Raw genomic sequence first — 25,002 nt, 5'->3', positions numbered from 1 at the left:
AAACGCGGTGAGGGGAGGCGCGGCCTCTGCCCGCCTCCCCTCCGATGGTGTCACCGTCATCCGGCGCAACACCCCGCCCGCAGCCAGGGCAACCCGCAGATCAGTTGAGATCCTTGGCCCGGGCGGCAGAGATATCTGCCTCGGCGGCAGCGACGGCTTCGGTCAGCGCGGCAAAGGCTTCGTCCCCTTTGGTCACATTGGATTTGAACCAGTCATAAACCGGGGCAGCGGCCTCTTTGAAGGCGGTTTTCTGTTCCGGTGTCGGCACATACAGGTCACCGCCCCCGGCGACGAATTCCTCGTAGGCCGCGATTGATTTGCGCTTGGGCGAGGCAAAGGTGGCCTGTTGCAGCGCATAGAACCCGTCAACGACAACCTGGCGCATGTCTTCGGGCATATCCAGGAAGGTCTCATTCGACATCCACCACAGCGCACCCATATAGGCGTGCCCGTCGAGGGTGATGTATTGCAGGCCGGCGTCCGGGAATTTCATGCCCATGATGTCGGTGATGCCGTTCTTGGACCCTTCGACCACGCCGGTCTGGAACGAGGTGAACAGTTCCGGCCATGGGATCGGGGTGGGTGATGCGCCCAGGGCCTTGACCAGCTCCTGCGGCAGGGCGGCGACCACGGTGCGGATTTTCAGGCCTTCCATGTCGGCCGGCTCTGCCACCCGGCGCTTGGTATTGGCAAAGTTGCGCCAGCCGCCGGTGTTGCCGATGGTCATCAGGCGGATCGTATCGCCGGAATCCGCCAGCGCCATGTCGCGGATGGTGCGGGTGAAATCGCCCGACAGCACATGTTCCGCCACGCGGTCATCGGCCATCAGATAGGGCAGATCCAGCACCTGCACGTAAGGGAACAGCCCCGCCGCGCCGCCGGAGGTGGAGATATAGACGTCGATGGAGCCATCCGCGACGCCCTGCAGGCATTCCGCACCGTTGGAACACAGCTGGGTGCCGATGAACAGTTCGACCTCGATCGCGCCGTTGGAGGCGGCCTCGACGTAGTTCTTGAACACCACGAGACCATCGTAGTCCTCGTCGTTTTCATTGGAATTGGCGGTGGCGCGGATGGTGTAATCGGCCGCCGCGGCCGACAGCGCGCTGGAGGCCAGAAGGGCCGCAACCGCGGCGGTTTTCAGGACTGTCTTGAGCATGTGGTTTCCTCCCTAGTGCTCTTCTTCTTGGTCAACTCAATTGGCGAACCCGGTCAGGCGCGGGATCGTCATGGAAATGGCCGGAACGAAGGTGATCAGAAAGATCACCGCCACTTCGACGGCCAGAAACGGCAGGATGGCGCGGGAGATCGTCGTCACCCGTTCGCCCGAGACGGCAGAGGCCACAAACAGCACCAGCCCCATCGGCGGTGTTGCCAGCCCCACGGTGAGGTTCACGCACATGATGATGGCAAAATGGATGCTGTCGACGCCCAGCCCGACAAAGACGGGACCGAGGATCGGGCCAAGGATGATGATCGCCGGGCCTGCGTCCAGGAACATGCCCACCGCGAACAGCAACAGGTTGATCAGGAACAGCAACAGCAGCGGGTTTTCCGTCAGCGTCAGGATGAATTCGGCCAGCTGCTCTGGCGCATGGCTGAGCGAGACCACGGTTTTGAACGACATCGCCGCCCCCACCAGCAACAGCACCACCGAAGAGGTGATGCCCGCACGGGTCAGGATATCGGGCAGCTCGCGCAGGTGCAGCGTGCGCAGGACGAAAAAGCCGATGATCAGCGCATAGGCGACAGCAACGGCGGCGGCCTCGGTCGGGGTGAAGACCCCCACAAGAATACCGCCGAGGATGATCACCGGGGTCATCAGCGGAAAGAACGCCTTGAGGCTGGCCTGACCGCGTTCGCCCCAGCTGTAGCGGCGCGAGGCAACCGGAAAATCGTAGCGATCCGCCATCACCTTGACCATCAGCATCAGACCGACGCCCACCAGAATGCCGGGGACCAGCCCCGCCAGGAACAGCGCCGCGACGCTTTCCCCCATCACATAGGCGTAGATGATCATGATCCCCGATGGCGGGATGATTGGGCCGATCACCGAGCTTGCAGCGGTGATCGCGGCGGCGAATTTGCGCGTGTAGCCCTGTTTTTCCATCGCCGGGATCAGCATGGAGCCCAAGGCCGAGGTATCCGCCACCGCCGAGCCGGACAGCCCTGCAAACAGCATCGACGACAGCACGTTGACATGGGCAAGCCCGCCACGCAGATGGCCCATCAGCGCCTGCGAGAATTCGACCAGCCGCAGGGTGATGCCGCCCTTGTTCATCAGCTCGCCCGCAAGCATGAAGAACGGGATCGCCATCAGCGGGAAACTGTCCATCCCGTTGTAAAGGTTGCGATACAGCAGCGTGATGTCACGCTCCTGCCCGTTCAGCCACAACAGAAGACCCGGGGCCGCCAAAAGGCCAAAAAACACCGGCAGGCCGATCATCAGGAAGACGAGAAACAGTGGCAAGAACCAGATCAGCATCACTCGGCCCCTTTTGTCACGGCAAATTCAAGGGTGGGCAGACGGTCGCCGCCGCCCAGCACAGCGACCACACGGCGCAGGATCAGTTCGATATTGACCAGGATCAGCAGCGCCAGCCCAACCAGCAGCGACAGCATCATCCAGCTGCGCGGCAGGCGAAACCAGCTGTCAAAACTCAGCGATGTCGGCAGGTAGAGCGAGGCCGTGGTAAAGCGGCCGCCAATCCCGGTGACCTCGCCATAGCCGATCCGGACGGCGCAGATCAGCACCAGCAAGCTGAGCGCCAACAGGCAGAGCGACAAAAGATCACCGATCCGGGCCGGCAGCATCGACGACAGCGTGTCGATGGCCACAAATCCGCCCTGCCGAAAGGCGGTGGGCGCCATCAGCCCGGTCATCCAGAGCATGCAGAACCGCGCCGCCTCGTCCGGCCAGGGCAAGGCGTTGTTGAGCACATAGCGGCAAAACACCTGGACCAGGATCACTGACACCATCACCGCGACGGCGGCGCAGCCCAGCCAGCGCCCAAAGCGCAACAGGCCGGCGTTGAGCCAGTACAGCGGTGTCACCACCGCCATCAATGCGTTCATGTTGTTCCTCCCAGAACATCGCCCACCGAACCTGCGGCCGGTGGGCTGCGACGCGCCGATCAATGCGCGCAGATACGGCCTAATTGTCCTTTGAAAAAGGCGAGCGCTTCGCCTTCTTCCCGCATTTCAGCCCGGTTCACGACGCCCAGCACAATGGCGTGGTCTCCTCCGTCGTAAACCGCGCGGCGGGTGCATTCGAATCGCGCCAGGCAGCCCTCCAGCACCGGCACCCCTTCGGCATTCTGCCCCAGATCCAGCCCGCGCAGGCCGCCGGCGTCCTTTGCCACCTTGAAGCAGAGATCCTCCTGATCCGCTGCCAGGACATGGATCGCGTAATGTTCGGCCCGCTCGAAATAGGGAAAGCGACGCGAGTTGCGATCCGGCGACCACAGCACCATCGCCGGGGTCAGCGAAACGGACGAAAAACTGCTGGCCGTGATCGCCACCACGCCCTCGGGCGTCTGCGCGGTCACGATGGTGACCCCGGTGGCGAACCGGCCAAAGGCATCGCGCAAGAGCCGGGTGTTGCTCTCGTCCGGCACAAAGGCCCGTTGGGTCTGTTTGCTCATCTGCAGGCCCATGTCATGGCACCTCCTGGCCCAGACCGGCCTGATAGAGCCGGAACCATGTGGGGCGGTCCAATTCGACCTTCAGCGCGTCCGAAATCGCCTGGATGCGCGACAGGGTGTTGGTGCCCAGAACCGGCAGAATGGTCGCCGGGTGACGCAACAGGAACGCCACGGCGACCGCGGCGCGGTCCACGCCCTGTGCACTGGCGATCTCATCCAGACAGCTGGCGAGCGCCCCCTGCCCGGTCATCAGGCTGCCGCCGCCCAGGGGCGACCAGGCCATCACCGCCTGCGCATTCTGCTGGTGAAACGCCAGATCGCCATTGGTAAAGGGCGCAAGCTCTGACAGCGACATCTCGATCTGGTTGGTGACAAGTCTGGTGTCCATCGCCGATTGCAGCAACGTCCAGTCCCAGGGACGGAAGTTCGACACGCCCACGGCCCTGACCTTGCCAGAGGCGATCAACCCGTCCAGCGCCGCGCCGGTTTCATGGTGGTCCATCAAGGGGTCCGGCCGGTGGATCAGCAGAAGGTCGATCTGCTCGATCGCCATTTCCGTCAGCGACCGGTCCACCGCGCCCTCGATATAGGCGCGGGAGGTGTCGTAATATTTGCCCGGCTTGTCGCTGTGCATCCCGATGGGCGCGACGATATCGCATTTCGTCACGATCTCCATCTGGTCGCGCAGGCTCGGGTTCGCCTTGAGCGCGGCGCCCAGAATGCCCTCGGCGGCGTAGCTGCCATAGATGTCGGCCTGATCGAAGGTGGTGATGCCCTGTTCGAGACAGGCGTTGATCTTTGCCTCGACATGTTTGACGGAAGTATCGGCGTCGTCGCCAATCCGCCACATGCCGTAGATCAGGCGGGAAAATTCCAGGGTATCGTTGAGTTTGATACGGTCCATCAGCGGCGAACTCCTACACCGAGCGGTGTTTCTGGCGCGCTCGCCGGAACCCGGCCATAGGCCTGAGGCAGCGAGCAGGTTTTCATGTTTGGCAGAATGCGGGCCCCAAAGTGCCTTGCCTCTTCGATATGCGGATAGCCCGACAGGATGAAGGCGCGGATGCCCATTTTCTGATAGGCTTCCAGCTTGCTCATCACCTGATCGGTGGAGCCAACCAGCGCCGCGCCGCAGCCCGAGCGCGCCCGGCCCACGCCGGTCCACAGGTTCGGCTCGATAAAGCCGTCATCATCGGCGATCTCGCGGTTCTTTGACTGGTGGCTGACCCCAAGCGAGCTGGCATCCAGCGCCCGTTCGCGGATGGCCCGGCCCTGCTCGTCATCCAGTTTGGAGACGATATAGTCGGCGTATTCGCGCGCCTCGGCTTCGGTGTCGCGGACGATGGTGTGCACGCGCAGACCGTAATCGAGGGTGCGATTGTATTTTTCCGCCACGCTGTGCACAGCCTGCATGCGGCCTTGCAGCTCTTCGATCTTTTCCGGCCACATCAGATAGACGTCGCAATGCTGACCGCAAAGCTCCAGCGCGGCGGGGGAATAGCCGCCGAAATACAAAAGCGGCCCACCGGTTTGATAGGGACGCACCGGATCGGTGGTCAGCCCCTTGAAGCTGTACACCTCGCCTTCATAGTTGATTTCATCGCGGGTCCAGGCCTGTTTCAGGATCTCCACCACCTCGCGGGAGCGCTGATAGCGATAGCCGCTTTCGGCCTTCTCCCCGGGAAAATCGGAGGAGATGATATTGACCGTCAGCCGCCCCTCCAACATGTGATCCAGCGTCGCCAGCGTGCGGGCCAGCATGATCGGCTGCATCTCGCCACAGCGCACCGCCGCGAGCATGTTGATGCGGGAGGTGATCGGCGCGCAGCCCGCCACGAAGGACAGCGTATCCTGCCCGACCTGATAGGAGGACGGGCACAAGATGTTGCGAAAACCCTGTGACTCGGCGGTTTTCACGATCTCCGAGCAATGCGCCCAGGACGACCGCAGATCCCCGTCGGGCACCCCGAGAAACTGATAATCATCAGAACACAGCGCCGAAAACCAGGACACTTCGGCAGCGTCCAGATCGGGGGACGTGATGGGAACGACGGTCATTTCTGTCTCCTGAGAGCAATCGAATTTCCTCTTGCGTAGCAGCAGAATTAAAGTACATCAATGGTGCATCAATTTTTTCTGCCTCGCCCCTTCCGTGCCCAGAGTGTGACCATGACCCCGATACATGACCTCGATCGCGACACCCCGACGGCGTTGCCGATCTACATGCAGATCAGCGAATTCCTGATCCGCGAAATCGCAGCCGGGCGGCTGGTGGACGGGCAACGTCTGCCGCCGGAACGCGATCTGGCGCGCAGCCATGGAACCACTGTGCGCACCCTGCGCAAGTCATTGCTGGAGCTAGAGAAAAAGGGGATGCTGGAGCGCATCCAAGGGTCCGGAAACTACATCCGTGCCAACCACCATGCCCAGAGCGTCTATAGTATGTTTCGCCTCGAGCTGACCACCGGGGGCGGCCTGCCAACGGCTGATATCCTCGACATTGCCGCGATGGAAAAGCCCGCTGACCTGCCTTCTTTCGGGGCGGCGACGCATGGCACACGGTTTCGCAGACTGCGGTTCCTGAACCGTCAGCCTGTCGCGGTGGAGGAGATCTGGCTGGACGGCGCTGCGGGCACCATCCGGCCTGAACAGATGTCGGATTCGCTCTACCGCACCTACCAGATGCAACTCGGCCTGCTGATCGCGCGGGCCGAGGATCGCGTTTCCATCGGACATGTGCCGCACTGGGCGCCTGACACGTTTGGTCTGCGGCCGGACACGCTCACCGGCTACATCGAACGCTTCAGCTGGGCGCAGGAGGCCGCCCCGGTGGAGTTTTCCAGAACCTGGTTCGACACAGACAAAGCGCTCTATGTACAGCGCCTGATTTAAGGGAGAGACCCGTGTCAAAAATCATCACCTATGGCGTCATCGGCTGCGGCATGATGGGGCAGGAACACCTGCGCAATATCGCGCTGCTGGAGGGCACCCGCGTCGGCGCGATTTTCGAGCCGGACGCCGCCATGGCCGCCGAGAGCCTGACCTTTGCGCCCGGCGCGCAGCTGGTCGACAGCATTGCGGACCTGCTGGCGGTCGAGGGGCTCGATTGTCTGCTGATCGCCAGCCCCAACTATCGTCACATCGAACAGCTGGAGACCCTGGCTGCAACCCGGCCCTTGCCGGTGCTGGTGGAAAAACCCCTGTTCACCGACCCTGCCCATGTTTCAAGGCTGGACGCGTTTCGCGCCAGCTATCCCGCGCCGGTCTGGGTGGCGATGGAATACCGCTATATGCCGCCCGTCGCGACCCTGTTGCGCGATGCCGATGCGGCAACGGGTGGCATTCGCATGCTGACCATCCGCGAACATCGGTTTCCCTTTCTCGAAAAGGTGGGCGACTGGAACCGCTTCAACCGCTACACCGGCGGTACGTTTGTTGAAAAATGCTGCCACTTCTTTGACCTGATGCGGCTGACCCTGAAATCGGAACCGCTGCGGGTGCTTGCCTCTGGCGGGCAGGACGTGAATCATCTGGGCGAACGCTACGCGGGCGAGACGCCTGACATCCTCGACAACGGGTATGTGATCGTCGATTTCGCCAATGGCACCCGGGCAATGCTGGAATTGTGCATGTTTGCCGAGGGCGCCCGTTATCAGGAGGAAATCTCTGCCGTGGGGCCAAAGGGCAAGATCGAGGCCCTGGTGCCCGGACCCGGCCGGTTCTGGCCCGCCCATCTGGGCGCGCCCCCGGTGCCGCAGGTCATCGTGTCGCCCCGTGACCCCAAGGGGCCGGAGGTGCGCGACATTCCGGTTGATCCGACGATCCTGGAGGCCGGCGATCACAACGGGTCAACCTTTTATCAGCACAAAGGGTTCCTTGAGCTTGTGCGCGGCGCGCGCGACACCGCCGAGGTCAGCCTGGAGGATGGCAAGATGGCGGTGCTGATGGGCATGGCCGCGCAGATTTCCATGACGGAGCACCGGGCGGTGGAGATTGCCGAACTGCTCTGACCTGGCGGGATGAACATGCAAACGGCCGCTCCTGCCGGGGCGGCCGTGTCTGTTGCAGAGCTGCCGGTGCAGCGGGTCGGTCAGCGCGCCAACAGGTAGTTGCGCGCCCCGATCAGGCCAAAGTTCGGCTGGTTGTAGAGATGCAGCGGCAGCTCTTCGCGCCAGGAGGTATGGCGCCCGCCGGCGTTGAACGCATCGACAAAGGCCTTGTCAAAGATCCAGGGATTGGCGGCGGCCACACCGCCGGTCACAAACACACCGCCCTTGGCCGCGAAGACGAGGCCGAGGTCACCCGCGACCCCCCCGAGGTACTGCGCAAAGAGCGCAACCGCGCGCATCGCTGCGGTGTCGAGCCGCGCCTTGGCAGAGGTAAAAATTTCTGCACCAGTGGTCAGCGGCGCCGTCAGATCCATACTGCGGGCCACGGCGCGATAGAAATACGGCAGGCCGGTGCCCGACAGGATCGCCTCCGCTTCGACCACGAGGCCCGGCCCCATGCCGACCTCGGGCCATTCCTCGCGCAGGGCCTCGAAAATCGCGACCTCGTCCGGGGTGCGGGGACCCAGGGCAACATGGCCGCCCTCGCCCGGCACCACGCAGGGTTCGCCATTGGCCCAGACCAGCGCGCCGACGCCAAGACCGGTGCCGGGGCCGATGATCAGGCAGGGTTCTTTGGGAAAGACCGCCGCGCCTTGCAGCACGGTCACATCGCCCGCGCCGACAGAGGCCAGCGACCAGGCGGCGGCCTCGAAATCGTTCAGCACCTTGGCCCGTTCGATTTTGAGCGCGGAGGCGATGCCACGTTCCGAAAAGCTCTGATGCGCATTGGTCAACTGCACCGACCCACCCCGCACCACACCAGCGGCGGCAATCACCGCCCGTCCGGGCGCGCCGCCGCGATGATCTGCAAAATCGGCACAGGCCTGTTCGAGATTGAGCGCACCCTTGGTGTCATAGCGGGCTTGCTCGAGGATTTCGCCCTCGGCGTTCACAGCGGCCAACCGCATATTGGTGCCGCCGACGTCGGCGATGAGATTCCACATCTTAGCCCCTCCAGACCCCGCGCTCTGATGGGGGCGCGTTGCCGATACTCAGGTTGTCATTTGCCAAAGGTCAAACAGCCTTGCGGTGCGCAGGTCAAGCCCTGCAACGCCATTGCGCCCCGCTTTGCGACTGTTCGCAAGTCATCGGATCAAGTCTTGCGCGGGACGGTGCGCAGCACAAGCGTTAGCGCAAACAATACGTTAGAACGCAGCGCGGCGTGACAGAAGCGCCACCGGTTCGAAATAATGCATCGTTTCAAAATTGCACAATTCCAGCGGGCCAAGCTCAATCCGCGCAAGCCGGTCCGCGTAGCGGGCAAAGGTCTCATCGGAAAAGGCGATCAGATCGGTCGCCTCCGACGCGTCCAGCCAGCGCAGCAGGTAACCAAGGGTACTGTGAAAAGTGTAGGTGTCGAAGTGATCGTGACGCAACCCTGTCAGGTCGCGCAGGGACATGCGGGTCGTGCGCAGCCGCGCCTCTTCGATGGCATCGACACCGTCGAGGGTGACGGAATGCCCGGCATAAAGCCCGCGGGCGGCGACAGAGCGTCGCTCTGGCAGGTCCTGCCCCGACAGGCGGTCCACAAACGCCGCCGTGACCTCATCCCGAGACGCATCCTGCGGCAGCCCCTCGGGCCAGTTGCGTTCGTCCGGCGAGATGCCCTGAAAGACCGTCATATGCAGACTGGCCGCTGGCAAATAGGTGAACAAGGCACCGAAATCGCTCTGCCGCAGGTCGTCCTGCATCTCGCAAAGCGCCGCATGTGCGTCACTGGTGGGGTCGATGTGACACAGGATCGTATTGCCGGGAAAGGGCAGCACCTCCCCCACGGGGGTGAATTTGCCGCCCTGGCCCGGTTCCGTGATCGCCCCTGGCCGGGCGGTGTCGGAACTTGTGCCGGTCAAAAAGCGCATTGGGTCGGGGCGGAAAATAGCCATGGCGGGTGGTGTCCTCTGGTCTTCGTACCGTCCGGGTCTACGCGCGCTTCATGTCAACGGTTTGACAACGGGCCGCATCGTTACCCGGACGCAACCGCCGAGACCGCCTGCCCGGTCAACGCCTTGAGGCTGGTGACGGCCCGCACCAGCGCCGGACCAACCTGGCTGTGGATGCGGGCGTCGCTGAGATCATCGACGTTTGCCCCGCAGAAGAACGACACCGGTTCACCGATTTCCGACGGGTGGAACGGGGTCGCCACCGCGTTGATCGACTGCGAATACCGCGCCTGCCCCTGCACAAAGGCATAGCCGTCGCGGCGCAGTTGCACCCTTTCGCGGTCCCAGACCTCGGCGCAGTCCGCAGCCGCATCCTCCGGCAGCAGGGTTTCCAGCTTTTCCCGTTCTTCGCGCGACAACGCCCCGAGATAGGCAATGCCGGAGGAGGACGTCAGCACCGGCATCCGATAGCCCACATCGAGCCAGATGGTATGGGATTCCTCGGGCCGCCAGGTCTTGACGATCAACATGTTGCCATCGTCCTGGATCGAGACGCCAACCAGGGCGTTCACCTCATTCGCAAGCCGTTGCATCAAAGGCGAGGCCACCGTGACGAAGCCAAATGCCGCCGACGCGATATTGCCCAGCGCAAGCGCCGCCGGGCCCAGCCGGTATTTGTCGAAGTGACGGCCATGGGTGAGGTAGCCGAGGGCACATAGCGTGAAGGTCAACCGCGACACGGTCGAGCGCGGAATACCGGTACGTTCCGAAATCTCCAGGTTGCCCAGCCCGTTGTCGGAGGGACGAAACGCCCGAAGGATGCGCAGACCTCGGGCCAGCGTGTTGGCATATCGCCGGTCCTGCTCCAGATCGCGCATTGTCTTCCGTCCCATTGCCGCATTCGGAGGCGCCATCATACCGAATTTTCCGCCGCAAAGAAAAGAACCTTCATTGCACCGCTTCCGACAGCACCAGCGAAATCGCCGGGAAGGCCAGGATCAGCCCCAGAACAATCACATCCGCGCACAGAAACCGCCAGATGCCGGCAAAGATCGCGCCAATCGGCGCCGCCTTGCCCACCACGTTGGAAAGGACAAACACGTTGAGGCCCACCGGTGGCGTGATCAGGCCGATCTCCAGCAGCTTCACCACCACGACACCAAACCAGATGAGGTTCATGCCGTAGGCCTCGACCATGGGCACCGCCAGTGGCAGGGTCAGCACCATGATCCCGATCGGATCGAGGAACATGCCCAGCGCCAGATAGACCGCGCAGATGCACAGCAACAGGACCGGAAAGGACAGCTGCGCCTCGGACACGGTCTGCACCAGCGCCGGGGCCAGCCCGGTCAGTGCGATGGCCGCCACAAAGATCTTGGCCGCAGCCGCGACAATAAAGATCGAGGTGGACTGGATGCAGGTTTCGCGTACCGCCAGCCAGAGATCACGCAGGGACAGGCGGCGTTGGGCAAACCCGATGGCCGTGGTGGCAACGACCGCCACGGCAGCGGCGGCGGTTGCGGTGAAAAAACCACCGTAGATGCCAACCACCACGATGAGAAAGATCAAAACGGCGGGCCAGGCCTCCAGCGCGGCGCGCAGCCGCTCTGCGCGGCTGGCGCGTTCGGCGGCGACCGGAGCCACCTTGGGATCAATCGCGGACCAGATCAGCACCACGATGACAAAACCGATCAGCGTCAGCAGGCCGGGCAGAATCCCCGCCAGAAAGAGCTTTGACACCGAGGTTTCGGTGAAGATCGCATAGACGATGAACAGCACGCTGGGCGGGATCAGCGACCCCATGGTGCCCCCGGCGGCAACGCTGGCCGTGGCCAGCCGCTTGTCATAGCCCATCCGCAACATCTCGGGCGTGCAGATGCGCCCCATGGTCGAGGCACAGGCGATTGAAGACCCAGTGATCGCCGAAAACCCGCCACAGCCCACGATGGAGGCCATGGCGACCCCACCGCGCAACTGTTGCAGCCAGACGCGGGCCGAATTGTAGACCGCCGTGGTGATCCCGGCGCGATAGGCGATATTGCCGAGCACGACAAAGAGCGGGATCATCGACAGATCGAAACTGTGGATCAGGTCGAAGGAATTTGAAAACACGATGGATGCGGTCGCCCGCAGGGCGCGCTCTGGCATGAAGGTTCCGGTGCGAAACGCAAAGATCGCGAAGGCCGCAAGCGTTGCAACGCCCATCAGCGCAAAGGCGATGGGCACCCGCATGGCCAGTAGAATGAGCATGACGCCAAAAGCGACCAGTCCGATAGTTGCCGGATCCATGATATTGTCCCTGTTCGTCCATCTCTTGCTGAGATTTTGTGTTTCGCCCGCACGCGCGCGGCCCCGGATCGCGCGATCCTAGTGACCGCCGAATTCAATTTCTCCGCCTCTGAGGGCCGTCAGGCTGTCCTGAAACAGCATCACCAGAAGGCGCAGCCAGGTCAGCCCGACCCCCATGACAAAGGCCAGTCGCCCCGGCCATTGAGGCAGCCCGAGGTCACCATAAAAGACGCTGCCGGTGGTCCATTGATGGATCAGATCCTTGGTCCCTGCATAAACCAGCGGGCTAAGCGCCAGCAGGGCAAACAGACTGCCAAAGACCACGAACCAGTTGACCACCCGCGCCGGCAAAAAGTTGGTCACGAATTCCACCGCAATATGCGCCCGTTTCAGGGTCGCGGCGGCCAGTGGCAACACGATGGCGATCACCATCAGTTCGCGCACGATGATGATCGTATCGGGCACCGGCGCGGCAAAGACATTGAGCGCCACGACATCAACAAAGATCAGCAGCCCGAGAAGGATGATGGCCATCGCAGCCACATCCACAAAAATCCGTTCGATCCGGTTCAGCATGAGCGCCCTCCCTGCCCTGATGGCGATGGTGTGACCTGCAGGCCCCTGCCCCATCCGGGACGGATCGGGCCTGCATTCGCGTTATGTGGCTGGTTCTGTCCTGAAGGGCGGCCGGGGCTCCGGCCGCCCAGGCCGCTTAGTTCCGCAACCAGGGATAGCCATTGGCCTCAAGATCTGCGGTGTATTCCACCACCGCATCGCCGTAGACCTTCATCAGGGCTTCGGGGTCGAGCCCAACCGACTGGGCGGTCTCTTTCCACTCGGCAATAAAGGGCTGCGCTGCGGCATTCAGCGCCTCGGCCTCGGCGCCACCGGCCTCGATCAGCTTGATTGGACGGTCATAGCCACCTTCCCGCAGGGTGGTGATGGCCTTCTCATTGGCCCCGATCACGATCTGCGCGAATTTGTCGGGCAGCTCTTCGCCCACCTGCACCAGGGCGGCTTTGACCTCATCGGGATAGCTGTCAAAGATCTGCTTGTTGAAAAACATTCCGTAGCCGCCGATCTGGCCCCAGTTCAGCACGGTATAGCTGTCGATCTGTTCGTGCCATTTCAGCGCCGGAATGATGTAGGAATAGCCCTGCGTGCAGTCGATCAACCCGGTGTCGAGCCCCTGATAGGCCTCGTAGACCGAAAGGTTCACCATGGTCGCGCCCAGTTCGCCAAAGACCTTGCCATAGACCCCGGCGCCGCGCACTTTCTTGCCCGCGATATCGGCGATGGAGTTAATCTCGCCGCCCTTGCAGGCCACGTTCACATCCGATGCGGTAAAGGTGCCGACGTAGACAAGGTTCTGGGCCGCCAGATGTTCTGTCATCTCAGGCAGCCGCATCATCCGGTCGGTGGCGCGCATGCCGACCCAGGGGTCGGGACCGCCCAGGGGCAGATCGGCGAGCGCATAGCCTGCCATCTCCTTGGGGAAATAGGCCGAGATGATCGAGCCCGCATCGGCCACGCCATCGCCGATGGACTGCACCGCCGACGGGGCCTTGAACAAGGCGCCGCCCCATTGGATGTCCATTTTGACCTCGCCGTCGGTGAGCTCTGCCAACCGGTCGTTGACCCAGTTCAGCGCCGCCGGCACCGTGCCGCGTGGCGGGCCTGCGTGGCCATAAAAAATCGTTGTCTCGGCCAGCGCCATCGCGCCAGTGCCAAGGGTCAGGGCCGCTGTGGCCAATAGTGTCTTGAGCATGTTCATCCGAATGCCTCCTCCAGTCATTGGGATCTCCCTTCATTCCAATATGCGGAATAAAATTCCGCAATAAAAATTTCACCTGCCGCCGTCTGCCACTCCTCTCCTCACTCCTCTCCCCTGCGTCTGGCCTGTCCCGATCCGTGCGCCGTGCGAGACCGGACGTATTTAACTGTTATTTATTCGCAGCTTGCACCGTCATTGCCCTGGCCAGTCATACCAGCTCCGGTCCCTCCAACTGCGCGGCGAAGGTTTCGATCAGCTTTGCCTTCAGGATCTTGCCGGTCGGGGCGGCCGGCAGATCGCGGGCAATAATGATTCGCGAGGGCCGTTTGTAGGGCGACAGCCGTTCGGCGGCGAAAGCCTTCAATTCAGCTTCTGATACCTCGGTTTCCGCCCCCACTTTGACAAAGGCCAGAACCTCTTCATTGCCCGCAACCGCACGGCCGACGACGCCTGCGACAATCACCGCCGGATGGTCCGTCAGCGTTGCCTCCACCTCCACCGGGTAGACATTGAAACCTGAACGGATAATCAGCTCCTTGGACCGGCCCACGATATGCATCTTGCCGGCCGCGTCATAGCGCCCAAGGTCGCCGGTCCGGAAATACCCGTCCTGGGTAAAGGCCTGCGCGGTCTGCTCAGGGTCGCGGAAATAGCCCTTCATGACTTGAGGGCCGCCAACCAGGATCTCGCCGATGCCCTCGGCGGGGTTGGCGCCTTTTGCCTCCATATCGAGCCGGAAGGTACAGACCCCCATCGGATTGCCGACCGAAATATCCGGGTCGCCAAAGCTGTTGCGGGTGGCGCAGACCCCGGCCGCGGCCTCGGTCAGCCCATAGCCATTCTGCAGCGCAACCCCGTAAAAGGCCTCCGCCTCGCGCTTCCAGGCGGGATCGAGCGGCGCGCCGCCCGAGGAGACAAACCGCAACAGCCCCCGGGTATAGCGCGGCTTGCCATTGGCGCGGGCGTAATGGAACAAATGGGCATGCATCTGCGGCACCGCCGGGAGAAAGGTCACATCCTCCTGCAGGGCCTGGTAGAGCCGGTCCACCTGGAACCGGGCCTCCAATCGCATCCGCCCCTGGGTTCGGGTGACGGCCATCAGGGTGACCAGCCCAAAGATATGCGACAGCGGCAGCGCCAGGAAACACACATCCTCTGCCGCAATACCGCGCACCTCTGCGGTCGCCTGGGAGGCCGCGATCAAATTGCGATGGGTGAGCATTGCCGCCTTGGGCGTGCCGGTGGTGCCGGAGGTATAAAGCATCACGGCAACCTGTTCTTCTGCGGCGTCAAAAACCGCTTCTGGTGCCGCGCCCGTCCGGGACACAACCGCAACCGTGCCGAACATCCCTGTTGCGGTCCGGGCGCCCAGACGCTCTGCCTGCGTGCGGGCCGGCTCGGAAGCATCGGTTGCAAAAACCAAGGCGGATGGGTCACTGTGGGCCGTGATCCGTGTCAGCTCCGCCTCTGACAGGCGGGCGTTCACCACCACCGCAGAAGCATCAAGCCGACTGCAGGCAAAAAAGAAAACAGGCACCGAAGCGCAGTTCTCAAACACAAGAATGACACGATCACCGGGGCGCACCCCGGCCTCGGTCAGGATGTCGGCAGCCTCGTGACTGGCAGCTGCGATCTGCGCCCAGCTCATTTGCCTGTCGCAGGAATCGATCACTGCGACCGCATCCCCCCGGTCGCGCGCCGCGCGATCCAGCAAGTCGTGCACTCTGTTGGCGACGATCTCGTCGGTCATGGCTCCTCTCCCCTGGTGCCTGTGTGATGTCATCCGGCACGACGCCATCCGCGCTTAGCGAAAGACGGGTTGTTCCTTGTTCAAAAAGGCCGAGATTCCGGTGCGGGCCTCCTCGCCCCCCAGAGCCTGTGCCATCGCGTCCCGTTCGCGGGTCAGTTGATCTTCCAACGATGCGGATTGTTCGGCGTCGTTCAGCAGCTGTTTGATGTCGGCGATGGCGCGCTCTGGTCCGCGCGCGATTTCGGTGGCCAGACCGTTAGCGGTTTCCAGCACCTGCCCGTCGGGGACCAGATCACTGACGACCCCCAGCGCGTGCAGACGTTCGCTGCTGAGCGGTCGCCCCAGCATCGCCATCTGCGCCAGCGTCGCGCGGGGCAAGACACGCGACAGGGACCAGGTCGCGCCGCCATCCGGCACCAGCCCTGCCTTGACATAGGCCAGCGTGAACCGCGCGCCGACCCCGGCGACGATCATGTCGCAGGCCATCGCAAGGGACACGCCCGCCCCGGCGGCACCGCCCTCCACCGCTGCGATCACCGGTTTGCGACACCCGCGAATGGCGCGGATCACATCGTGCAGTTTTTCGATGTTGGCGCGCCGCTCCGGTTCCGACATGACGCGGCGCGCCTTGAGCTGAGTCAAATCCCCCCCCGCGCAAAAGAAATTGCCCTCGCCGGCCAGCACAACGGCGGCACAGCTCTGATCGGCAGAGGCGGCCTCCAATCCGGAAATGAGGCCCGCGTAATACTCCGGGCTAAGTGCGTTGCGGCGGGCGCCATTGCAGTTCCACAGAACCACATAGCCGTCCCCCGATGTGCTGCGAAAAAGCGACGCCACTTCAGTCGGCCTCCAGACCAAGTTGTATAAACCGCTCCAGATGATGATCCACATCGCCAAAGAGGTGGTCAATCATCACGATGCGCCGGGTGAAATGCGACAGCGCATATTCATCCGTCATGCCGATCCCGCCGTGCAGCTGCACCGTTTCCTCGGCCACCATGGCGCCCACCCGGCCAATCAGGTTCTTGGTTGCGCTGACATGGCGTTCGCGCACCGCGCGCGGGGCATCCAGATGACCGGCCAGGTTGACGACAGCAGACCGCGCTTGTTCGACCTCCATCAAAAGATCGGCCATCCGGTGCTGCAGGGCCTGAAACTTTCCGATGGGGCGGCCAAATTGCTGGCGTTCCTTGAGATAGGTGATGGTCATCGCCTTGGCGCTTTCCATCGCGCCGAGAGCTTCGGCGCAAACGGCCAGGGTGGCGCGGGCGGTGATGTCCTCAATCGCGTCGAAGGCTGCGCCTGCCGCGCCCAAACGCGCCGAGGCAGGCACCGTGACACCGTCCAGCGTCAGGGTTGCCGCAGAAAACCCATCGACGGTGACATGCTGTTCTACGCGCAGCCCCGCAGCCTGTCTTGGGACCAGAAACAGTGAAATCCCTGCCTTGTCTCCGGGCAGGCCTGCCTCACGGGCGGACAGGATCACGGTCTCAGCCTCGGCCCCGCCCAGCACATGCGTCTTGGTTCCGGTCAGGGTTATCTGGTCGCCGCCTACCGCGTTCAGCGACACGTTCTCAAGGTCATAGCGGCTGCCGGGTTCCGAATGGGCAAAGGCCAGTCGGGTCTCACCACTGATCACCTGCGCGAGCAGCGCCTGCTGATCGGCAGTGCCCAGCGCCGCAACCAGGCCACCGCCAAGAATGGCCGATGACAACAAGGGCTCTATCGCGCCGGCACGGCCGAGTTCCTCGAACACCAGCGCAATATCAAACCCCGCCCCGGCAAAGCCGCCCTGGGCCTCTGAAAACAGCGCCCCAAGAATGCCCAGCTCTGCCAGTTGCGCCCAGACCGCGCTGTCAAAGGGCCTGCCCTCTGCCAATACAGCGCGGCGTTTCTCATGGCCGTAGGTGTCGGCAAAAAAGCGACGCAACATATCCTGCAACATTGCGCGGTCTTCGGTGAGTGTGAAATCCATCGCGTCGGTTTCCCCTTAGAGTTCCAGAATGGCCTTGCTGATAATGCCGCGCTGGATTTCGTTCGACCCGCCAAAGATCGAAAGCTTGCGCATATTGAAATAGCTCGGTGCGGCGGTCGGCGCATGATCCGGCAAACCGGACATCTGGTTGTCGCCACCCTCAAGGTAATCGGGCAGGAAGGGCATCGCGTCTGGTCCGGTCGCCCGGCGCAACAGCGATGTCAGTTCCTGGCGGATCTGGGTGCCCTTGATTTTCAACATCGAGCTTTCGGCACCGGGCGCCTGGCCTTTTGCCGCTGCCGAGACCACCCGCAGGTTTGTGGTGCGCATCGCCATCAGGTCGATTTCCACCTGCGCCATTCGCGCCGCAAAGTGGGGGTTCTGCGCCAGCGGCCGCCCACCGGACAGGGTATTGGCGGCAACCTGTTTCAACGTCGCAAGCGCGGCGTTGGAAAACCCCACGCCAGCGATATTGGTCCGTTCGTGGGTCAGCAGGTATTTGGCGTAGGTCCAGCCCTGGTTTTCCGTGCCGACCAGATTTTCGGTCGGCACCCGGACGTTGTCAAAGAAGACCTCGTTCACCTCTGCCTCGCCGTCGATCAGCGTAATCGGCCGTACGGTGACGCCGGGACTGGTCATATCGATCAACAGAAAGGAAATACCCTGCTGCGGCTTGCAGTCCGTATCGGTGCGCACGAGGCAGAAAATCCAATTGGCATATTGCCCCAGCGTGGTCCAGGTTTTCTGCCCGTTGACGACGTATTCATCGCCATCACGCACGGCACGGGTCTTGACGCTGGCCAGATCGGATCCCGCGCCGGGCTCTGAATACCCCTGGCACCACCAGTCCTCGCCGCTCAGAATCCGTGGCAGATAATGACGTTTCTGCGCCTCACTGCCGAAGGCCAAAAGCACCGGCGCCAGCATCATGAGGCCAAACGGCACGACACGCGGCGCATGGGCCAGACAGGCCTCTTCCTCAAAAATCTGGCGCTCGACCGCATCCCACTCCGCACCGCCGAATTCCGCAGGCCAGTTCGGCGCCAGCCAGCCCCGTGCGTTGAGGATCGCGTGCCATTCCTCGATCTCTGCCTTGTTGAGACGCTTGCCCAGTCGAACCTTCTCGCTCAGGCGCTTCGGCAGCGCCTCGGCGAGAAAGGCGCGGACTTCGGCACGAAAGGCCTGTTGTTCAGCGGTGTAGCTCAGATCCATGCTGCGCTCCGATCAGAAAATTTCAAACAAGGCGGCGGCGCCCTGACCGCCACCAATGCACATGGTGACAACCCCCAGTTTCGCCCCGCGCCGCTTGCCCTCTCGCAGCAGGTGGCCCGACATGCGCGCCCCGGTCATGCCAAAGGGATGGCCGATGGAAATGGCACCGCCGTTGACGTTGCAAATCGCCGGGTCGATCTCCAGCTGATTGCAGCAATAGATCGCCTGCGATGCAAAGGCTTCGTTCAGCTCCCAAAGATCAATGTCAGAGGTTTTCAGCCCGTGTCGTTCCAGCAAACGAGGCACCGCGTAGACCGGTCCGATCCCCATTTCATCCGGCGCGCAGCCCGCAGTTGCGAACCCCTTGAACGCGCCAAGCGGGGTCAACCCCTGCTGCGCGGCCAAATCCGCCTCCATCACCACCAGAGCCGCCGCCCCGTCCGACAGCTGCGACGCATTGCCCGCGGTGACAAAATTGCCCTCACCGCGCACCGGGGTCAGCCCGGCCAGACCGTCGCGGGTGGTATTGGGGCGGTTGCAATCGTCCATCGCAAAGGTGACCTCCTTGAACGAGACCTCCTTGGTTTCCCGGTCGGTGATCTTTTGAGTGACCGTGATCGGCACGATCTCGTCCTGCATCAGGCCTGCGGCCTGGGCCGCTGCCGTGCGCTTTTGGCTTTCCAGCGCCAGGGCATCCTGCGCATCGCGGCTGATGCCATACCGGTCCGCCACGATGTCGGCCGTTTCGATCATGGTCATGTAAACCGAGGGAATATGCGCTTCCAACCAGTCATCGCGACGCTGGGGCGCCCGGGTCGGGGGCATCTGGCTGATGCTTTCGACCCCGGCCGCAATGGCGGCCGGCGCGCCCTCGACTGACACCGCATGGGCGGCCATCGCGACCGCCTGCAGGCCGGAGGCGCAAAACCGGTTGACGGTCGCCGCCGCAACCGAAACCGGCAACCCGGCCCGCAGAACCGCCTGACGCGCAATATTGCCGCCGGTCCACCCCTCGGGATAGCCACAACCGACAAAGGCATCCTCGATCAGCGCCGGATCGACACCGGCGCGCGCAACCGCATGTTCAATCGCATGCCCGGCCATGCGCGCACCATGGGTGTCGTTGAAGGCGCCGCGATAGGATTTTGCCAGTCCCGTGCGCGCGGTAGAGACGATAACAGCTTGTTTCATGGTCAGAAAACCTCTCGGGAGCGATCAGGCATCGTTGAGGTCTCCAAAGGTCTTCCCCTCCGCGACCAGGCGTTGCAAAAGCGGCGCGGGCTGCCAGAGAAAATCATCCTCGCGCGCGAAACGCGCCACATCCGCAAGTATTTTTTCAAGCCCGACGGTGTCGGCGTATTGCATCGGCCCGCCCCGCCAGCGTGGAAAGCCGTAGCCATTCAACAGGGTCACATCGACGTCGAGCGGCCGCAATGCGATGCCTTCCTCGACGACGCGCGCCGCCTCATTGACCATGGCCGCCATGTAGCGGTCGACGATCTCGTCATCGGACATCGCGCGCGGGGTGATCCCCTTTGCCGCGCGATCATCAGCAACATGGGTCAGGACGTCTTCATTCGGGCACGGGCCGTCCTCTTTGTAGACATAGTAGCCCTTGCCGGTTTTGCGACCGAAATGGCCCGCCTCGCACAAACGGTCGGAGAATGCGGCATAGACCTCGCGCGGGTCGCGGGTCGGGGCGAGGCGTTTGCGCGTCGCCCAACCGATATCCAGCCCCGCCAGATCGCTGACCGCAAAGGGCCCCATGGCAAGGCCAAAGTCCACCAGGGCGCGATCAACGTCGAACGGGCTTGCCCCGGCCAAAACCGCGCCATCCACGGCCTTGCGGTAGTGACTGAGGATGCGATTGCCGATGAACCCGTCGCAAACGCCCGCCCGCACCGCAACTTTTTTCAGCCGTTTGGCCAGCTCGAAACCGGTCGCGGTGACCTCAGGCGCTGTCTTGTCGGCCACGACGATCTCCAGCAGGCGCATCACATGGGCCGGAGAGAAGAAATGCAGGCCGATCACATCCTGCGGGCGCGAGGTCATTGCCGCGATTTCGTTGATATCGAGATAGGAGGTGTTTGTGGCCAGAACCGCGCCGGGTTTGCAGATCGCATCAAGCCGGGTAAAGACGTCCTTTTTCACCTCCATGCTCTCAAAAACCGCTTCGATCACCAGATCCGCATCAACGAGCTGGCTGTAGTCATCGCTGGCGGAAAAGGTCGTGGCCATGATGTCATCGAATTTCGTCTGCGCGAGTTTGCCGCGTTTGACGGATCCCTCAAGCGTCTTTGTCACATTGGCCTTTGCCCGTGCCACCGCTTCTGGTTCGCGCTCGATCAATGTCACCTTCAGGCCAGACAGCAGCGCCGCCACCGCGATCCCCGCGCCCATCGTGCCTCCGCCGATCACACCGATTTTTTCAATGGGCCGAGCGGTGACACCTTTGATATCCGGAACCTTCGCAACCTGACGTTCGGCAAAGAATGCGTGGATCAGGGCTGACCTCTGGTCACTGCCCATCAGCTCTGTAAACAAGGCCCGCTCATTGGCGAGCCCCTCCAGGAATGGCAAGCGCATGGCACCTTCGACCGCCTTGATGCAATTCAAGGGGGCCAACTGTCCGCGCGATTTTTGCGCCACCCTGGTGCGGGCCTGTTCAAAGACGTCCGGCGCGACCGCCTGAACCGGCAGCGCACTGGACCGGCGCGGCGCCGCCCCCTGGCGGACCAGGTCCTGCGCATAGGCAACGCCCACGGTGCGGGGATCGCCAGCGGCGGCAATCTTGTCGATCAGACCAATGGCGAGCGCTTCCTCCGCGCCGATCTGCCGCCCGGTGGTGATCAGGTCAAGCGCCACCTCAGCCCCCGCCAGCCGTGGCAGGCGCTGCGTCCCACCTGCCCCAGGCAATATGCCCAAAGTGACCTCCGGCAGGCCAAACCGGGCCGCCGGGTCTGCAACGCGGAAATGCGCCCCCATGGCCACCTCAAGCCCGCCGCCCAGCGCAGTGCCATGCAACGACGCGATGACAGGCAAACGACAGGCTTCGATCTGGTTGATGACATCAGGCAGGAACGGCTCCAGGGGCGGCTTGCCGAATTCACGGATGTCAGCCCCTGCGATGAAGGTCCGGTCCGAACCGTAAATGACAACGGCCCGGACGTCGTCCCGCGCCTCGATCGCGGCAAAGACCCCGGCGAGTCCGGCCCGAACGGCCTGGCTCAGCGCGTTGACGGGCGGGTTGGCAATTGCGACGATGGCGATACCATCAACGACCTCTAGGGAAACGGGATCTGGCACGGGGCGGCTCCTCCTTCCACGACATGGATACGATTCCCCCATGACCTTAAAGATACCACCAAAAATTTCAATATGCGGAATTTAGTCTTTCATTGCGGAATTGCTTGCGTCGCGAACACCTGCCCGCACATACAAAAAACCCAACCGGAACAGGAGTCCGGTTGGGGCTGACGGGCCGTATCTCTGGCCCTATGTTTGGACTGTTTGCGTCGGGTCAGGACGTACCGGTGGCCGGCGCGTCGTCATCCCAATTGAAGTCGGACCAATCGGTCTCGGCAACCGGAGCTGCGGAGGCTTCGACATCCCAGTCGCTGTTGTCTTCATCGCCCCAGCTTGTCGGGGCCGGCGCGACCGGTTCCGCCGTCGCGGGAGGCGCCTCCCGGCCTGCCGCCGCTTTGGCGGTCTGAAAACGCGCAACCAGTTCACCCAGTTTCTGAGCATCCGAGTTCAGCAATTGCCCGGCGGCCGTCGCCTCTTCAACCATGGCCGCATTCTGCTGGGTCACCTGATCCAGCTGGCTCATGCCGGTGTTGATCTCGTAGAGACCCGTCGACTGTTCCTGTGCACCCGTCGCGATATTGGAGATCAGCTCGGAAATATCGCCGACCCGTTTCAGAATGGATTCCAACGCATCACCAGCCTTGCCCACCAGATCGACGCCACGCTCGACCTGTTTCGAACTGTCGCTGATGAGGGTCTTGATCTCATGAGCGGCATCCGAGGAGCGTTGCGCAAGGCCGCGCACTTCGCTGGCAACCACGGCGAACCCGCGCCCGGCTTCGCCTGCGCGCGCCGCCTCGACCCCGGCGTTCAGCGCCAGCAGGTTGGTCTGAAACGCGATGTCATCAATGACGCTGATGATCTGGGAAATCTTGCTGGAGCTTTGCTCGATTTCAGTCATCGCGGAGACCGCATTGCGCACGATCTCGCCGCTGGTTTCCGCTTCGCTGCGGGCCTCGTTGGTGGTGCGTTCCACGTTCCGGGCGCCTTCGGCTGCAGATTTCACACTGGCGGTCATCTGGTCCAGCGCCGCCGCGGTTTGTTCCAGGGTCGCGGCCTGGCTTTCGGTACGATGCGACAGATCCAGCGAGGCCTGGCTGATTTCGGACGCCCCGTTGCTGATCGAACTGGAGGAATCGACCACCTGGCTCACGGTTTCGTTCAAAGTGTCCAAGGTGCGGTTGAAATCAGCGCGAAGCTGCTCGTATCCTTCCGCAAGTTCATCTTCGATGCGGGCGGTAAGGTCGCCTTCGGACAGGCGCGACATGCCGGCACCAAGGGCAGAGACCGCATGTTCCTGGGCCATGACCCGCTGGCTGCGTTCTTCTTCTGCCAACCTCTCCATCTCTTCCTTCTCGACAATGCCGTCACGGAAGATCGAAAGAGAACGGGCGATCCGGAAGATTTCGGTACTGGCCCGATCAAAGCCGGTAATCGGGCTTCGGTCGCCATCGGCAAGACGCTCTGTCGTGGCGCTGATGCGGTTGAGCGGACGCAAGACCAACAAGTGGATCAGGAACAGGGCAAGCACAAAGACCGACGCAGAGAGGGCAAGGGTCGCCATCATATTGCGCTCCGCCTCGGCGACAACATCGGTGATGCTGGTGGCCATGGTTCCAATCGCCGCCAGGGTGCTAAAGGCGAGTTCGTCGGTCTGATTGGTGATCTGCTGCACCGAGCTTTCGGTGGTGCGGGTCGCCTCGTTTGCCGCGGCCTGTGCATTGAGCGCATTGATCTTCTGCGCTGCAAGGCCATTGTCGGTATCCGTGAGCGACGCAAGTTGCTTGAGCAGCCCACCAACGCGCGCATCCTTGAAATCTTCATATGCGGCCAGGTTTATGCTGGCATCTTCCAGGCTGAGCGCAGCTGTCCTGACGACCGCTTCGTCTCGTGCACTCAACACATCAAGGGCGGCCCCCTGGAAACTGCTCACCCAGGTGCTGATTTCCATCAGGCTGTTCAAAAAGCCGACCTGATTGGACATCAGTTGGCGTAGCGCCTCGCCATTCTCGCTGCTGGCTTTTTCTGCAGCGGCTTCCAGTGCCACGATCCGTCCAGCGACCGCCTCTGCCAGGACGGCATCGGTTTCTTCGCGCGACGTCATCGCAGAGCGGCGCAGGCTTTCAGAGGGAAAGAGGCTCTGCGCAATGACCGATTGCAAGACAAACGAGGCCTGGCGCAAAATTTCGACATCAATCAACTCCGGAGCGTCCGCTTCGAGCGCATTCGCGATCTCGTGGATGCGGGCGTCGGAGCTCTCGGAGAGTTCGGTCAGCCGCGCCAGGGTTTCCGGATCCTTGGTCCCGCCAAAGGCGATGGCGGTCCCGGCCAGAAGGTTCAATTCGGCGCGCGCTTCCAAGAGCAGTTGCAGCTGGCCAAAGTCGACCTCGACCAGTTTCTTCAACGAGGAGTCAATCGCGTTGTAGGTGGCGACCGCGCCCTTGTTCAGCTCCACAGATGCGGTCTGAGACAGCTCTGTCATGATCACGCCCAGCTGGCCGCTGATTTCACTCAGCTCCGTCACCCGTTCCTGAATGCGTTGATCGCTTTCCAGAACGGTCCGGCGGGCAGAGGCCAGATCTGTCAGGGCCGCGGCGGCCGCTTGCGATTTGGCCATGAAGTCGGCTTGCAGCTCTGTATCCAGATCGGCGATCTGGGCATCCAGGGAGGCGGCTGTTTCCGTCACCTTGGCCTGCGCGGCGTCGATTGCAGCAAGATCGCTGGCCATCATCAGCGAAATCATGTTGTCCTTGGTGTGCCCGGCGGTGCCCGAGATCCCCCCGGCAACCCGCAAGGCCGGCAACCGTTCCCCTGCAAGCAGGCTCATGTCGTTTTCAATTTCGACAAGAACCTTGTTCATCACAAACCCAAACAAGCCGAATGATCCCGCCATCAACAGCAGGATCAGAGCCATTTTGGCCCCAATACTTCGCAGGAGGCCGCGGCGGCGAGGGCGTGACGTTTTGGTTGCAGCAGTATCGGACATCATTTCACCCTAACAGATGAGAGATCACAAAGAGTGCAGCGCGCACCACAGGATCCGGTGACGGGAAGGCTTGACAT

The 25,002-nt window shown here is 62.6% G+C and carries 21 protein-coding genes; 2 read left to right on the top strand and 19 right to left on the bottom strand.

Features of this window, described 5'->3' with window-relative positions:
• Positions 1-100: 100 nt before the first annotated feature.
• The 6 genes from TRIHO_RS15855 to TRIHO_RS15830 are packed head-to-tail and all read right to left on the bottom strand — an operon-like array spanning position 101 to position 5,702.
• Complete coding sequence (locus TRIHO_RS15855) at positions 101-1,159, bottom strand: TRAP transporter substrate-binding protein (RefSeq protein ID WP_068245754.1); 1,059 nt, start codon at positions 1,157-1,159, stop codon at positions 101-103.
• Between the two features lie 36 nt (positions 1,160-1,195).
• Positions 1,196-2,485, bottom strand: a complete 1,290-nt coding sequence (locus TRIHO_RS15850) for a TRAP transporter large permease (RefSeq protein WP_068245752.1) — start codon at positions 2,483-2,485, stop codon at positions 1,196-1,198.
• On the bottom strand, positions 2,485-3,075 hold the full coding sequence (locus TRIHO_RS15845; RefSeq protein WP_068245750.1) for a TRAP transporter small permease: 591 nt from the start codon (positions 3,073-3,075) through the stop codon (positions 2,485-2,487). The genes TRIHO_RS15850 and TRIHO_RS15845 overlap by 1 nt, the downstream gene beginning before the upstream one ends.
• Positions 3,076-3,134: 59 nt before the next feature.
• A complete protein-coding gene (locus tag TRIHO_RS15840) occupies positions 3,135-3,644 on the bottom strand; it encodes a flavin reductase family protein (RefSeq protein ID WP_068245812.1) in 510 nt (169 codons plus the stop codon).
• A 13-nt stretch (positions 3,645-3,657) separates the two neighbouring features.
• Positions 3,658-4,548 (bottom strand): aldo/keto reductase, encoded by an 891-nt coding sequence (locus tag TRIHO_RS15835; RefSeq protein ID WP_068245747.1) that lies wholly within the window; start codon positions 4,546-4,548, stop codon positions 3,658-3,660.
• Complete coding sequence (locus TRIHO_RS15830) at positions 4,548-5,702, bottom strand: LLM class flavin-dependent oxidoreductase (protein WP_068245745.1); 1,155 nt, start codon at positions 5,700-5,702, stop codon at positions 4,548-4,550. Before TRIHO_RS15830 ends, TRIHO_RS15835 begins: the two co-directional genes overlap by 1 nt.
• A gap of 111 nt (positions 5,703-5,813) precedes the next feature.
• On the opposite strand from TRIHO_RS15830, the gene TRIHO_RS15825 reads away from it, so the two are divergent.
• Both TRIHO_RS15825 and TRIHO_RS15820 read left to right on the top strand, forming a co-directional pair.
• Entirely contained in the window at positions 5,814-6,536 is a 723-nt protein-coding gene (locus tag TRIHO_RS15825; RefSeq protein WP_068245809.1) for a GntR family transcriptional regulator, read from the top strand.
• Positions 6,537-6,547: 11 nt separating this feature from the next.
• A complete protein-coding gene (locus TRIHO_RS15820) occupies positions 6,548-7,654 on the top strand; it encodes a Gfo/Idh/MocA family protein (protein ID WP_068245742.1) in 1,107 nt (368 codons plus the stop codon).
• Positions 7,655-7,734: 80 nt separating this feature from the next.
• Here TRIHO_RS15820 and TRIHO_RS15815 read toward each other — a convergent pair whose 3' ends face one another.
• The 13 genes from TRIHO_RS15815 to TRIHO_RS15755 all read right to left on the bottom strand — a co-directional run bounded on the left by TRIHO_RS15815 (position 7,735) and on the right by TRIHO_RS15755 (position 24,853).
• Positions 7,735-8,697: a glucokinase gene (locus TRIHO_RS15815; protein ID WP_068245740.1), complete on the bottom strand. Its 963-nt coding sequence runs from the start codon at positions 8,695-8,697 to the stop codon at positions 7,735-7,737.
• 201 nt (positions 8,698-8,898) lie between these two features.
• Entirely contained in the window at positions 8,899-9,636 is a 738-nt protein-coding gene (locus tag TRIHO_RS15810; protein ID WP_068245738.1) for a DUF1868 domain-containing protein, read from the bottom strand.
• A gap of 80 nt (positions 9,637-9,716) precedes the next feature.
• Positions 9,717-10,511: an IclR family transcriptional regulator gene (locus TRIHO_RS15805; RefSeq protein ID WP_068245807.1), complete on the bottom strand. Its 795-nt coding sequence runs from the start codon at positions 10,509-10,511 to the stop codon at positions 9,717-9,719.
• Positions 10,512-10,581: 70 nt separating this feature from the next.
• Positions 10,582-11,922, bottom strand: coding sequence for a TRAP transporter large permease (locus TRIHO_RS15800; RefSeq protein ID WP_068245735.1), 1,341 nt, complete (start codon positions 11,920-11,922; stop codon positions 10,582-10,584).
• A 78-nt stretch (positions 11,923-12,000) separates the two neighbouring features.
• Positions 12,001-12,498 carry a TRAP transporter small permease gene (locus TRIHO_RS15795; RefSeq protein WP_068245732.1) on the bottom strand — a complete coding sequence of 166 codons (498 nt, stop codon included), beginning with the start codon at positions 12,496-12,498 and terminating at the stop codon, positions 12,001-12,003.
• Positions 12,499-12,634: 136 nt separating this feature from the next.
• Positions 12,635-13,717 (bottom strand): C4-dicarboxylate TRAP transporter substrate-binding protein, encoded by a 1,083-nt coding sequence (locus TRIHO_RS15790; protein WP_232367810.1) that lies wholly within the window; start codon positions 13,715-13,717, stop codon positions 12,635-12,637.
• A gap of 187 nt (positions 13,718-13,904) precedes the next feature.
• Positions 13,905-15,446, bottom strand: coding sequence for a class I adenylate-forming enzyme family protein (locus TRIHO_RS15785; protein ID WP_068245726.1), 1,542 nt, complete (start codon positions 15,444-15,446; stop codon positions 13,905-13,907).
• Between the two features lie 54 nt (positions 15,447-15,500).
• Entirely contained in the window at positions 15,501-16,283 is a 783-nt protein-coding gene (locus TRIHO_RS15780; RefSeq protein WP_068245724.1) for an oxepin-CoA hydrolase, alternative type, read from the bottom strand.
• Between the two features lies 1 nt (position 16,284).
• The gene (locus TRIHO_RS15775; RefSeq protein WP_068245722.1) at positions 16,285-17,421 is read right to left on the bottom strand and encodes an acyl-CoA dehydrogenase family protein; all 1,137 of its coding nucleotides are present in this window, start codon (positions 17,419-17,421) and stop codon (positions 16,285-16,287) included.
• Between the two features lie 15 nt (positions 17,422-17,436).
• Positions 17,437-18,633: an acyl-CoA dehydrogenase family protein gene (locus TRIHO_RS15770; protein WP_068245720.1), complete on the bottom strand. Its 1,197-nt coding sequence runs from the start codon at positions 18,631-18,633 to the stop codon at positions 17,437-17,439.
• A 12-nt stretch (positions 18,634-18,645) separates the two neighbouring features.
• Positions 18,646-19,824, bottom strand: coding sequence for an acetyl-CoA C-acyltransferase (locus TRIHO_RS15765; protein WP_068245717.1), 1,179 nt, complete (start codon positions 19,822-19,824; stop codon positions 18,646-18,648).
• A gap of 24 nt (positions 19,825-19,848) precedes the next feature.
• Positions 19,849-21,939: a 3-hydroxyacyl-CoA dehydrogenase NAD-binding domain-containing protein gene (locus tag TRIHO_RS15760; protein ID WP_232367809.1), complete on the bottom strand. Its 2,091-nt coding sequence runs from the start codon at positions 21,937-21,939 to the stop codon at positions 19,849-19,851.
• Positions 21,940-22,153: 214 nt separating this feature from the next.
• Positions 22,154-24,853 carry a methyl-accepting chemotaxis protein gene (locus tag TRIHO_RS15755; protein ID WP_232367808.1) on the bottom strand — a complete coding sequence of 900 codons (2,700 nt, stop codon included), beginning with the start codon at positions 24,851-24,853 and terminating at the stop codon, positions 22,154-22,156.
• Positions 24,854-25,002: the final 149 nt, after the last annotated feature.

It is taken from the genome of Tritonibacter horizontis, from assembly GCF_001518015.1.
Lineage (GTDB): Bacteria > Pseudomonadota > Alphaproteobacteria > Rhodobacterales > Rhodobacteraceae > Epibacterium > Epibacterium horizontis.
The sequence above is the reverse complement of the archived record's forward strand: the minus strand, read 5'-3'. Positions and strand labels throughout refer to the sequence as shown.